We start from the raw sequence: 12,190 nt of genomic DNA on the forward strand, positions 1-12,190 counted from the left end.
CAATGGCAATCCTCTGCTGTGAGGCAGGGGGCACGTCCACCCACCCGCTCACCCCCGCCGCGCCAGCCCGCCCTTCAGCTTCAGCACATAGGTGATGACCTCCGCCACCGCCTGATAATGCTGGAGCGGGATGGTGGCGTCGACCTCGGCCGAGGCGTGGAGGGCGCGGGCGAGCGGGGGGTTCTCGACGATGGGGATGCCGTGCTCCTGGGCCAGGGCGCGGATGCGCAGCGCGATCAGGTCGGCGCCCTTGGCGAGGCAGATCGGGGCGGCGGTCCGGCCACGCTCATATTCAAGCGCCACGGCGAAATGGGTGGGGTTGGTGATGACCACCGTGGCGCGCGGGACGTTCGCCATCATCCGCTTCTTGGAGCGCGAGCGGCGGATGTCGCGCAGGCGGGCCTTGGCGTGGGGATCGCCCTCGCTCTGCTTGAACTCGTCCTTGATCTCCTGGTGGCTCATGCGCAGGCGGCGGCGCCATTCCAGGCGGTTCCACAGCACGTCCACCACCGCCATCAGCACGGTCGCCAGCAGGACCGCCAGCAGCAGCCGCAAGGTCACGTCCCGCAGCAGCACGGGCAATCCGGCGACGTCCATGCCCACAGTATCCTCCGTCCATGCGATGTAGGGCGCCAGCGCGTTCCACGCCGCGATGCTGATGATGGCGAGCTTGACCAGGCTCTTGGCGAATTCGACCAGCGCCGGACGGCCGGCCATCCGCTTCCAGCCCGCCGCCGGCGACAGGTGCGACCATTTCGGCCGGATGCGGTCGGCGGCGACGACGAATTGCCCCTGCCCCAGCGCCGACACCACCGCCCCACCCAGCAGGATGCCCAGCACCGGCAGCAGGGCCACGGCGACGCCGCCGATCAGCCAATACAGGCTGTGGATGACGTCGATGGCGCTGCCGTCGATGCGGATGTCGTCCGGGTTCTCGATCAGCGGCAGCAGCAGCGCCGACAGGGTCGCGGCGACGCCGGGAACCGCCATCAGCACGATCATCCAGGCGGCGACCATCGCCGACAGCAATCCCACGTCGCGGGCGCGGGGGACGTCGCCCTTCTCCGCCGCCTCGCGCAGGCGCTTCTCTGTCGGTTCCTCGGTCTTCTGCTCGTCGTCCTGCTCCGCCATGCGTCAGGATCCCGACAGCCAGCCGCCGAGCGCTGCGACGAAGGCGGTCAGCATCGCGCCGGCGCTCGCCATGAACAGGCCCATGCCGATCATCAGAACGCCGGGGGTGGCGACGAAATAGACCGGCATCGCCGGCATCACCCGGTTGACCAGCCCCAAGGCCAGATTGACCACCAGCCCATAGAGGATGAAGGGCGCCGCCAGCCCCACCCCCAGCCGGAAGGTGGTCGCCAGCAGCTCGGCGAAGCGCTGGGCGACCATGCCGAGGTCGGGGAACACCCCCGCCGGCCAGGAGCCGTAGGACCGCGCCAGCGCGCCGATCATCAGGTAATGCACGTCGGATGCGAACAGCAGCGCCAGCCCGCCGATCAGCAGCACGCCGGACAGCACCGACCCGCCCTCGAACCCAGCCGCCGCCATCGAGAAAGGGTTGCTGAGGCCAACCACCTGGGCCGCCAGGGCGCCGGTGGTCTGGAGCGCCGCCATGAACAGCCGGGCGCCGAGGCCGAGATAGGCGCCGACCAGCGTTTCGCCGGCCAGCGCCCGCAGCATCTCCACCGGCTGGTCCGGCATATGGTCGGGCAGCCCCTCCACCCCCGGCAGCAGCACCAGCGTCACGATGACCGCCAGCGCCGCCCGCACCCGCATCGGCACCGCCGCCTCGCCGAAGCCCGGCAGCAGACCGATGGCCGCCGCCACCCGTGCCAGCACCAGCAGGCCACGGTAGATCTCCAGCGTCAGAAACTGGCTCAGGGTATCCATCGGCGGCTACACCTGATCGACGGTCTTGAGCGCCGCCTTGCGGTGCAGCTCGGCATGGCTCAGCACCGGCGTCATCGGGCTGACCCGCTCTAGCAGGGAGCGGACGAAGGGCCGCGCCTCCGCCCCCACCAGCAGGGCGGGCCAGATTTGCGAGGTGGCGTGCTTCTGGATTTTCAGGCGGACGGCGGTCAGGAACTCCTGCACCTGGCTGGGCGGCATGACGAAGCGGCGGTCGTCGCCCTCCACCACGATGCTGTCGAGCAGCGCCTGCTCCCAGCGCGGGCTGAGCGCGATGACCGAGACGAAGCCGTCCGGGCCGGCCAAGCCCTGGTGGATCTGCTGGCCCAGCCGCATCCGCACATGTTCGGTGATCAGGGTGATGTGGCGGGTCCAGCCGACCGCCTCCGCCACCGCCTCGACGATGGCGGGCAGGTTGCGGATCGACACCCGTTCCGACAGAAGCTGCTGCAGCACGCGCTGGAGCACGACCAGCGAGATCTGGCTCGGCACCATGTCGTTTATCAGCTTCTGGTACTCGCGGCCCAGACCGTCGATCAGCTTTTGCAGGGCGGCGAAGGTCAGCAGGGTGGACAGGTTGTCCTTGATGACCTCGGTCAAATGGGTGGTGATGACGCTTTCGGGATCGACGACGGTGTAGCCCTTCGCCACCGCCTCCTCATGGCGGGCCGGGTCGATCCATTTGGCTTGCAGGCCGAAGGTCGGCTCGCGCGTCGCGTCGCCGGCGATGTCGGGAACGGCGCCGCCGGTGGGGTCGATGGCGAGCAGGTGCTTGGGCCGCACCTCGCCCTTCGCCGCCTCCACCCCCATGATGCTGATGACGTAGCTCTTGGGCGCCAGGAAGCTGGAATCCTTGATGCGCACCGACGGCAGGACGAAGCCGAATTCGGTGGCGAAGCGCTTGCGCAGCGTCTTCACCTTGGTGGTCAGCGGACCGTTCTTGTTGAGGATCAGCGGGACGAGGTGGTTGCCGACCTCCACCTTCACCTCGTCCACCTTCAGCATGTCCTCCACCGCCTCCTCCGCGACGGCGGGAGGCGCCTTGCGGCTTTCCTCCAGCTTGGCCAGCGCTGCGGCGCGGGCCTTGCGGCGCGGCGCGTACCAGCCGAGACCGGCGAAGGCGGCGCCGATGGCGAGGAAGGGCGCCATCGGCAGGCCGGGCGTGATCGCCAGCGCCCCCAGCAGGCCGGACGCCACCAGCAGCGCCTTCGGATAGGCGCCAAGCTGGTCGATCACCGCCTTTTCGGCGGACCCGATGTTGCCGCCCTTGGTGACCAGCAGGCCGGCGGCCAGCGAGACCACCAGCGCCGGGATCTGCGTCGCCAGCCCGTCGCCCACCGTCAGCGTGGTGTAGATCGAGGCGGCGTGCTCGAAGCTCATCCCCTTCTGGGCGATGCCGATCGCCATGCCGCCCAGCACATTGATGACGGTGATGACCAGCCCGGCCACCGCGTCGCCGCGCACGAATTTCGAGGCGCCGTCCATCGCGCCGTAGAAGGTGCTTTCGTCCTCCAGCTCCTTGCGGCGGCGCCGCGCCTCGGCCTCATCGATCATGCCGGCGGAGAGGTCGGCGTCGATCGCCATCTGCTTGCCGGGAATGGCGTCGAGCGTGAAGCGGGCGCCGACCTCGGCGATGCGGGTGGCGCCCTTGGTGATGACCACGAAGTTGATCACCACCAGGATGCAGAAGATCACCACGCCGATGACGAAGTTGCCGCCCATCACGAACTGGCTGAAGCCCTGGATGACGTGCCCGGCGGCGGCGTGGCCGTTGTGCCCCTCGCTGAGGATCAGACGGGTGGACGCGATGTTCAGCGCCAGCCGCAGCATCGTCACGACCAGAAGAACCGTGGGGAAGGAGGAGAAATCCAGCGGGCGCGGGATCCACAAGGACACCATCAGCACCAGCACCGCGACCGAGAAGGACAGCGCCAGCCCGAGATCGAGGAACCAGGAGGGCACCGGCAGGAACAGCACCGCCAGCACCAGCAGGATGCCGACCGCGAACAGCACGTCGCGGTTCGCAAGGCCGATGTCGCCGATCAGGCCGAACCGGCTGCGGACGTGATCCGTGAGGGTCATGGGGGTCCTGACGGGTTTGTGGAGGGGCGGGTTTGTGGAAGAGACGCGGTCCGGCAACGATAGGGGGCTGCGGTAAAACCGGGATTTAAACCGGTGGCGCCCCGCTGTCGCACCGGCGGCAGCGGGCAGGCCGGGTCATTGGCGAACAGGAAATTATGCGCAAAGACATATGAGTTTCCGATTCGATACGACTTTGGTTAAGTTGAAGTTTCGGGAAAATTATTCTACCAAAAGTACGCGTCATGAATGGAATGCGTCCTGGAAATTTTATTAACTCTCAAAAAAGGTGTAAAATGCATCTTCCTTATAAATTTAAGAAGCTTCAGGTTTCAATCGACTGCGCAAGGATATTAGAAGAAATAAATTCATTGGATGGAAGAGCGTGGAGTCGGCAAGAATTCCATAAAACCGGCCATGACGTCATTCCGCTGATAAGCACAAACGGGACGTTGCTTGACGACACCGGAGGCCAGAACAACTCTCTTCTGCCTCCGTTCATTCCGACGGAGCATCTGCTCAAATTGCCGTACACCAGAGAGGTTGTTTATTCTTTTGGAGTGCCTCCTCATCGGACGCGCTTCGCGTCCATTCCGCCGAATCACAAGATAACGCCTCATCGCGATCTGCAACCAAATTGGCATAACAAAGTCAGGCTCCACATTCCGATTGTCACGGATCCGAAGGTTCTGGTCCACATCTGGGAAACAAGCAATGTTCTCCGGCCGGAAGACCGAACCGATGTCCATATGGAAGCCGGACACCCCTGGGTTTTCGACATCTGGCGCGTGCATGCCGTAACCAATTTTTCAAATATCAACCGCATTCATCTCATCATCGATCTGGAACCGAGAGGAAAGTTATTTGATCTTATGTTTGACGATATCGACCCGATTTTGGTGAAGGAAGTTTTCTCATACAAATATCCCAGCGAATATGAAACTGATCTGGAAACCTTCACCTGGCTCACGGGTGGAAAGATCGATACGGGGAAGGCATTATGGAATGCGAAAATCACTGAGAAAAATCCCCAGGTCGGTCGCTATCACCACCAGAAGGAATTCTGGCTTTCGTAGAAGTTTCCCATGAGGGAAGACGTTTACCGGCGCCGACTGTCAAACCACCCCTCCACGCTCACGCTCCAAATGGCCGCACATCCAATGAGGCTCTTCTTCCAATGAAAGACAACACGTTGGCCGCGTCCGGATGGATGCTTGGACATGTCTTGGCATTCGGCCTCTCGGCTGGCCTGATAAAGGGATTGTCGGGTGCGATCCCGGTGTCCGAACAGGTCTTTCTGCGCTCCGCCACCGCTGCGATCATCATGTTTTTTGCCGTCCGAATGGTTGGAACCCCCTTGGTGCCACCGATTTGGCGTCTCCTGGTGTTCCGCGGCGTCGTCGGGTTCGCTGGTCTGGCGCTGATGTATCTGTCCTTGTCGATGTTGCCGCTGACCATCGCAATGCTGCTCACCTGGACCACTCCGGTGTTCGTCGCCATAATTTCGCGTATCTTCCTGAAAGAACATCTGCCGCTGAAAGCGGTCGCCTGCATGATCGCGTGTTTCGCCGGGCTGTCGCTGACGATCACCGCGCCCAGCGGCGCGCCCAGCGACTTGGGCACGATCACATCGGCCGGCGTTCTGGTGGGGGTTGTCGCCGCCCTGTGCGCCGGCACCGCCTTTGTCGCCGTCCGGGCCGCGACCATCTCCGTCGGGCCCGATCTGATCGTTCTCTACTTCGCCGGACTCTCGATGATCCTGTCCGCGCCGATCGCGATGGGTGAACTCGTCGTCCCCGATGGGGCGCATGCCGCCGGATTGCTTGGCCTGTGCTTGCTGAGCGTGGTTTCCGACGCCTGCAAAACCAGGGCCTACAAGCACGCGGCGGCGGGGGTCGTCAGCACCATGGCGCTTTTCAGCGTGGCGGTCTCGGCGGTGCTGGGTTGGCTGCTGTTCGACGAGACGCTGTCCGCCATGCAGTGGACGGGGGTGGCGATTCTGACCGGGGCCATCACCGTTTTGTCGGCCTCGCGGAAGAAGCCGGCGCCGCTGCCGTCACCCGCCGTGCAAAGGGCAGGCTGACAGCGGCGCAGGGGCCGCCGGACGACCGACACCGCACGCCGCGCACGCCGCGCACGCCGTCGTATGCCCGAGCGGTCACTGGCTCGGCAGCAGCGGACGGGCAGGACCGTCGGCGAACAGGCCGGACAGGAAGCTGAGACGGCCGCGCTCCGCCGCGGTGAAGACGGGGGCGTCACTGCCGGGGCCGGCGGCCAGCGCCTCCAGATAGCCGAGCGCTCCGGCGACCCAGCGCAGGTTGCCGGTCACCCGCTGGCGATAGGCCTCGCCGCGCTCGGACTGGGCGGAGTGGTAGCGGGCGATGGCGGTTTCCAGCGAGCCATGGTCGCGCCGCAGGGCCGACAGGAAGGACGCGGCATAGCGGGCGTTGGCGACCGGGTCGAAGGCGGTGACCAGATCGGGGAAGGCGTCGGGGTGCCAGCGCAGGTTCACCTGAAGGCAGCCGACGTCGATGGACTGGACGCCGCGCGCCTGGGTTTCCCGCACGAAGGATATCGCCGCGTCGCGCGTCGGGAAGTAATGGGATTGCCCTTCGGTGTTGACCGTCCAGGGCCAGGCGGTGAACAGCCGGTCCTCCGTCCTCCGCCCGGATTCGGTGAAGCCCATCGCCAGCAGCAGATGGTCGCCGATGCCGGCCGCCCTCTCCGCATCCAGGATGGCGGCGATGCATTGCGCTTCCGGCGGCAGGGCTTTGCGGACGGGTTGGGCGGGCTGTTTGGGAGGGACATAGAGCGCGGTGCTCCACACGCCGATCTGCGAGAGGTTGGCCGGCGGCGCCGCCGCACCGCCGGCCGGGCTCACGAGCAGCCCGAGAAGGGGGAACACGACCGCTCGCAACCGGGAAAGGCGCATCAATGGATCGCGTCAGTCGATGGCGACGATCAGGTCGCTCAGCCGGTCGGCGTAGGTGGCGAGCGTGCCGTACATGAAGGGCAGCGCCAGCACCGTCACCACCAGGATCGCGACGATCTTTGGTACGAAGGTCAGCGTCATCTCCTGCACCTGGGTCAATGCCTGCACCAGCGAGATCGCCACGCCCACCACCACCGCGACGATCAGCGGCGGGGCGGCGACCAGCAGGGTCGTCCAGATGCCGCTGCGCAGCACCTCCAGCACGTCGGCCTGATTCATGGGGGATCCTTCCTCAAGCGCACCCGTTCAGACCGCGATGCGCATGATCTCCTGATACGCCTGGACCATCTTGTCGCGGATGGCGACGACGCTCTGTACCGTCATCTCCGCCGCCAGCACCGAGCGCACCACGTCATGCGCGCTCGCCTTGCCCGACACGGCGGCGAGCGATACCCGCTCGCTCTCCTTCAGCGTGTCGACCGCCTGCGAGATCGACCTGTCGAGGAAGCCGCCGAAATCGCTTTCGGCGCTGGCGGCCACCGCGTCGGTCTGGCTGGCGGAGGACAGTGGAGAGGTGGCGGCTTGAGTCTCGGCGACGCCGCTGGCAATCGGGCTGCGGTTGGCGGCGTAGGCGGCGGCGACGCGGCCGACGGACATCTCGATCATGGAACGGCTCCTCAGCTGCGCAGCAGGTCGACGACGCGGGTCATCATCGCGCGCGATTGTTCGATGACGTTCATGCTGGCCTCGAAGGCGCGGCCGGCCTCGCGCATGTCCATCATCTCGACCAGCGGCTGGACGTTGGGCTTCTTGACATAGCCCTTGTCGTCGGCCGCCGGGTGCGAGGGGTCGTAGGCGAGCTGGAAGTCGCTGCGGTCGCGGCCGATCTGCTTGACCTGCACCAGTTCCGCCCCGACGCCGCGATCCATCACGCTGTCGAAGGACACCGTCTTGCGGCGGTAGGGATCGCCACCCTTGGCGGTGGCGGTGCTGTCGGCGTTGGCGAGATTCTCCGCCACCACGCGCAGGCGGGTCGATTGCGCCTGGAGGCCGGCGCCGGCGATCTTCAGCGTGGCGCCGAGGACATCGTTCATCATGGCCCGTCTCCGTCCTTAACCGTTTCTCCAGGCCATGCGCAGCATCTGCACATTGCGCTGGAACAGGCTGGTGGTCAGCGCGAAGGCGTCGCGGGTTTCGCTGCCCTTGATCATCTCCTGGTCCAGCGACACCGCGTTGCCGCTGGGGGTCGATTCCCACAGGGCGGCCTTGCCTTCCTCGCGGAAGCCGGCGGTGGAGCGGGTGCTCGCCAGATGCAGGCCGGAGGTCCGGGCGGTCTCCACCGGGCGGATGCCCTCCATCACGCTGTCGAAGGGCTTCAGGTCGCGCGCCTGGTAATCGGGCGTGTTGGCGTTCACGACATTCTCGGCGACCAGCTTCTGCCGCTGCGCCAGATAGTCCAGCCGCGTGCCGGCGAGCTGAAAGAAACCGATTTTACCCAAATCCATTGCGACCTCGTTCCCTCACAACTCGCCGGAACACTGCGCCGGACGATGATCCCGCCCGTTTAAAACCGGATTTAAATTCGCTGCTCTACTCTGCCCGTCATCGACAGGCATGAGGGAGACTGCACCGATGCCGGCACTTGCCACCCTGGCGGCGGAACTCGACCGGCTGCCGACCCGCCAGTGGCGCGGGCAAATCCGCTCGGCCGCCGGCATGACGCTGGAGGTCGACGGGTTGCAGCGCGTGCTGTCGGTCGGCGACAAATGCCATGCGGAAACCGTCCGCGGCGGGCGGGTGCTGTGCGAGACCATCGGCTTCCGCAACGGCCGCTCGCTGCTGATGGCCTTCGACAACTTGGATGGCGTGGCGGAGGGCTGCGCCGCCGTCACCGACGACACCGCCTTCACGCTCAGGCCCGGTCCCGGCTGGCTCGGCCGGGTGGTGAACGCGCTGGGCGAGCCCATCGACGGCAAGGGGCCGCTGCTGAATGGCGAGCATCCGCGGGGCCTGCGCCAGCCGCCGCCGGCCGCCTGTGCCCGCCGCCGGGTGGGCAGGCGGCTGGACAGCGGCATCCGGGTGATCGACAGCTTCGTGCCCCTTTGCCGAGGGCAGCGACTGGGCGTCTTCGCCGGGTCGGGCGTCGGCAAATCGACGCTGCTGGCGATGGTCGCCCGCCATGCCGAGGCCGACGCCATCGTCATCGGCCTGATCGGCGAGCGCGGCCGCGAGGTGCGCGAATTCATCCAGGACGATCTGGGGCCGGAGGGGCTGGCGCGCTCCGTCCTCATCGTCGCCACGTCGGACGAGCCGCCGCTGATGCGCCGGCAGGCGGCGCTGCTGACCATGACGGTGGCGGAGGAGATGCGCGATCAGGGAAAGCATGTGCTCTGCCTGATGGACAGCGTCACCCGCTTCGCCATGGCCCAGCGCGAGATCGGGCTGGCCGCCGGCGAACCGCCGACCGCCAAGAGCTACCCGCCCAGCGTCTTCGCCGAACTGCCCCGCCTGCTGGAGCGCGCCGGGCCCGGTCCGGAATGGGGACCGGAAAGCGGTGGAGACGGCGACATCACCGCCATCTTCACCGTGCTGGTCGACGGCGACGACCATGACGAACCGATCGCCGACGCGGTGCGCGGCATCCTCGACGGGCATCTGGTGCTCGACCGCAAGATCGCCGAACAGGGGCGCTATCCCGCCGTCAACCTGCTGCGCAGCGTGTCGCGCAGCCTGCCCGGCTGCCACGACGCGCGGGAGAACCGCATCGTCGGCCGCACCCGCGCGCTCGCCGCCAGCTATGACGGCATGAAGGAGATGATCCGGCTCGGCGCCTACAAGCGCGGCACCGATCCGGAGACCGACGCCGCCATCGACCTGCACCCGCAGCTGGAAGAGTTCCTGCGCCAGGGCAAGGACGACCCCTCCCCCTCCGCCGAGAGTTTCGCGCGGCTGGACTCGCTTCTCGCCGCCATCGGAGACCAAGCATGAGCGTCAATACGAAACTGGCCGCCCAGGCCGTCACCCCGCCGACCGCCCAGCGCAAGGCATCCGCCGAACCGGAGGAAACGCTGGCCGACAGGATGAGCGTCGGCTTCGACGACCTGCTCGACGCCGTCAACCCGCTCCAGCAACTGCCCGTGGTCGGGTCGGTCTACCGCGAGGCGACGGGGGAGGACATCTCGATCCCGGCGCGTCTGGCCGGCGGCTTCCTGTTCGGCGGCCTGCCCGGCCTGATCGGCAGCGCCGCCATGGTCGCCTTCGAGGAGATCACCGGCGACAGCGTGCTGGGTCATATCGGCAGCCTGCTGGAGGATGGGACGGAGACCGCCGTGGCGGAGGGCGCGCCGGCGGGCGCCATGCCGTGGATGAGCGGTGCCGGGGACGGCGCGGATCCGTCCCTGCCCTCTTCCCAATCCCTGACGGAAGCCTTGCGCCGCAAATCCGTTCCGACTGCGGAGACCGCGATGACGGTTGCCGCACCGGCGGGCGAACAGCCGGCGCCGCAGCTGTTGGCGAAGCTTTACAGCATGGAGGCGACGGCGAAGGCCGGTGCGCCGGGGGTGGCGCGGAAGGCGGTGTGACCGACCACCCCCACTTGCGCGGGAGCGCCGGGCGCGGTTCAATGAACAGTACGGAATTCCAATTCGGGCAGGCGGGCGGTGGAGGAAGGCAAGGGCAACGGCATGGGAAAGGGACGGCGGCGGCTGTGGCTCCTCGTCGGCCATGGCGCGGTCGGACTGGCCACCGCCGGAGCGTTCCTGCCGATCCTGCCCACCGTCCCCTTCCTGCTGGTCGCCGGCTGGGCCTATGCCCGCGGCAATCCCGAACTGCGGGAGCGGATGCGCAACGATCCGCGCTTCGGTCCTGCGGTGCGGAACTGGCAGGACCGCGGCGCCATCCCGGTCAGGGCGAAGATCTTCGCCGTGGCCGGCATGTCTTCGGGCTTCACCATCCTCACCCTGTCCTCGCCGGGCTATCTGGTGCTCGGCGGCGTCGGGCTGGTGATGGTCGCGGCCGGCAGCTACGTGGTGTCCCGACCGACCCCCTCCGCCGACGAGGGGAACTGAGACAGCCTCCTCACCGCCCCATATTGTTGCGCGATGCCTGTTCGATGGTCTTGATATGGGCGAGGCCGGGCAGGATCTCGGAGCGGATGAACTCCAGCCGGCGCACCGGGCCGCCGCCGCGGGAAAAGCGGTGCTTCCACAGATTCATCTTCACCGCCAGACCGCACAGCACGCCACCGATGGTGAGATGGTGCGTGACGATCAGGTCGCGGATGCTGCGGAAGCTTTCCGGGTTGATGTCGCGCCAGAAGTCGCGGGAGCGGCTGTCGAAGCTCTCGAACCGCCCGGTGATCGAGGTCGCGATGTCGGTCAGGTCATGGCCGATCTCGTCCAGCATGCGGCCCTGGCGGGCATCGCGCCGCACCTCGCTCGCCTGATACAGCTCAGCCATCCAGCCGAGGAAGCCCTGCAAGTCGGGCACGATATCGTCCAGGCAGCGCTTGAAATAGGCCAGCGACAGGAAGATGTCGGCATACTCCTCCAGGAAGGCCGGGATCTCCTGCAACGGGATGTCGAGCCGGTCGGCGGTCAGCTGCAAGCGGCGCCGCGCCTCCTCGACATCGGGCTGGGCGAACAGCCGGACCAGCTCGTCCATGCTGCCGATGTCGGTGCCCTGCACGCCATAGACATGCTCGACCAGCGGCCGGGTGAAAACGCGCATGTAGCTGGTCAGCTCGGCCCGCTTGGCGGCCGACAGGCGGAGCGCGCCCGCTTCCTCGACGTCGATGTTCAGGCGGCGCAGCTCCAGCCGCAGGCTGTAGACATCGAAGCTGGCAGCCTCGCCGATCTGCACGATCTTGCGCAGGTCACGGCGGAATTCCGGGCCGTCCCCACCGAAGCCATCGCCGCCGAAGCATTTCGACAGCTGGCCGATGCCGATCTGGCCGCTGCCGGTCTGGGCGTCGTTGAACAGCTCCGCCACCGTCTCCAAGCGGACATTCTTGATCAGCCGCGCCCGGCGCAGTCCCGGCGTTTCCAGCGGCAGGATCGACAACGGCAGGATGTGCAGCGCGTCCCGCGCGGCATCCTCCTCCGAGGGGGATCCGTGCAGCAGCACGGCGGTGGCACCGGTGGTGGCGGGCGGGCGGATGCGGTCGCGGGACCTGCGGTCTCGCAAGTCACCGGACCTGCGGTCCTGTGGAATGCGGTCCTGTTCGGGGCCGGCTGGCGGCTGCACGGCTGGACTCCTCCCGCTCGGGTG

Annotated in this window: 14 protein-coding genes; 5 read left to right on the forward strand and 9 right to left on the reverse strand. The window is 66.9% G+C overall.

The features are described from left to right. Positions 1-48 precede the first annotated feature (48 nt). From flhB to flhA, 3 genes are read right to left on the reverse strand one after another with little or no spacing between them, the layout of a single operon-like run. Entirely contained in the window at positions 49-1,131 is a 1,083-nt protein-coding gene (gene flhB / locus E6C72_RS28215; RefSeq protein ID WP_109444081.1) for a flagellar biosynthesis protein FlhB, read from the reverse strand. A 3-nt stretch (positions 1,132-1,134) separates the two neighbouring features. After that, positions 1,135-1,893 carry a flagellar biosynthetic protein FliR gene (locus E6C72_RS28220; protein WP_109444080.1) on the reverse strand — a complete coding sequence of 253 codons (759 nt, stop codon included), beginning with the start codon at positions 1,891-1,893 and terminating at the stop codon, positions 1,135-1,137. A 6-nt stretch (positions 1,894-1,899) separates the two neighbouring features. Then, a complete protein-coding gene (gene flhA / locus E6C72_RS28225) occupies positions 1,900-3,993 on the reverse strand; it encodes a flagellar biosynthesis protein FlhA (protein WP_109444079.1) in 2,094 nt (697 codons plus the stop codon). Between the two features lie 293 nt (positions 3,994-4,286). On the opposite strand from flhA, the gene E6C72_RS28230 reads away from it, so the two are divergent. Together E6C72_RS28230 and E6C72_RS28235 are read left to right on the forward strand one after the other, a co-directional pair. Beyond that, positions 4,287-5,066 (forward strand): aspartyl/asparaginyl beta-hydroxylase domain-containing protein, encoded by a 780-nt coding sequence (locus tag E6C72_RS28230; RefSeq protein WP_158280235.1) that lies wholly within the window; start codon positions 4,287-4,289, stop codon positions 5,064-5,066. A gap of 101 nt (positions 5,067-5,167) precedes the next feature. After that, entirely contained in the window at positions 5,168-6,073 is a 906-nt protein-coding gene (locus E6C72_RS28235) for a DMT family transporter (RefSeq protein ID WP_109444077.1), read from the forward strand. A 75-nt stretch (positions 6,074-6,148) separates the two neighbouring features. Here E6C72_RS28235 and E6C72_RS28240 read toward each other — a convergent pair whose 3' ends face one another. From E6C72_RS28240 to E6C72_RS28260, 5 genes are read right to left on the reverse strand one after another with little or no spacing between them, the layout of a single operon-like run. Then, positions 6,149-6,895: a lytic transglycosylase domain-containing protein gene (locus tag E6C72_RS28240; RefSeq protein WP_247876069.1), complete on the reverse strand. Its 747-nt coding sequence runs from the start codon at positions 6,893-6,895 to the stop codon at positions 6,149-6,151. Positions 6,896-6,934: 39 nt separating this feature from the next. Beyond that, a complete protein-coding gene (gene fliQ / locus E6C72_RS28245; protein WP_042690077.1) occupies positions 6,935-7,201 on the reverse strand; it encodes a flagellar biosynthesis protein FliQ in 267 nt (88 codons plus the stop codon). Positions 7,202-7,228: 27 nt separating this feature from the next. Then, on the reverse strand, positions 7,229-7,588 hold the full coding sequence (locus E6C72_RS28250; RefSeq protein WP_109444075.1) for a flagellar hook-basal body complex protein FliE: 360 nt from the start codon (positions 7,586-7,588) through the stop codon (positions 7,229-7,231). A gap of 11 nt (positions 7,589-7,599) precedes the next feature. Next, positions 7,600-8,019, reverse strand: a complete 420-nt coding sequence (gene flgC, locus E6C72_RS28255) for a flagellar basal body rod protein FlgC (protein ID WP_085940669.1) — start codon at positions 8,017-8,019, stop codon at positions 7,600-7,602. 15 nt (positions 8,020-8,034) lie between these two features. After that, on the reverse strand, positions 8,035-8,427 hold the full coding sequence (locus E6C72_RS28260; protein ID WP_109444074.1) for a flagellar biosynthesis protein FlgG: 393 nt from the start codon (positions 8,425-8,427) through the stop codon (positions 8,035-8,037). Positions 8,428-8,554: 127 nt separating this feature from the next. Between E6C72_RS28260 and fliI the strand changes: the two genes are divergently transcribed. From fliI to E6C72_RS28275, 3 genes are all read left to right on the forward strand, one after another. Next, positions 8,555-9,910: a flagellar protein export ATPase FliI gene (gene fliI / locus E6C72_RS28265; RefSeq protein ID WP_109444073.1), complete on the forward strand. Its 1,356-nt coding sequence runs from the start codon at positions 8,555-8,557 to the stop codon at positions 9,908-9,910. Then, positions 9,907-10,503 (forward strand): hypothetical protein, encoded by a 597-nt coding sequence (locus tag E6C72_RS28270; protein ID WP_109444072.1) that lies wholly within the window; start codon positions 9,907-9,909, stop codon positions 10,501-10,503. Before fliI ends, E6C72_RS28270 begins: the two co-directional genes overlap by 4 nt. 78 nt (positions 10,504-10,581) lie before the next feature. Then, complete coding sequence (locus E6C72_RS28275) at positions 10,582-10,989, forward strand: YbaN family protein (RefSeq protein WP_247876068.1); 408 nt, start codon at positions 10,582-10,584, stop codon at positions 10,987-10,989. Between the two features lie 10 nt (positions 10,990-10,999). On the opposite strand, the gene E6C72_RS28280 is transcribed toward E6C72_RS28275, so the two are convergent. Further along, entirely contained in the window at positions 11,000-12,106 is a 1,107-nt protein-coding gene (locus E6C72_RS28280; protein WP_247876067.1) for a hypothetical protein, read from the reverse strand. Positions 12,107-12,190 lie beyond the last annotated feature (84 nt).

Source organism: Azospirillum sp. TSH100 (assembly GCF_004923295.1).
Taxonomy (GTDB): Bacteria; Pseudomonadota; Alphaproteobacteria; order Azospirillales; family Azospirillaceae; genus Azospirillum.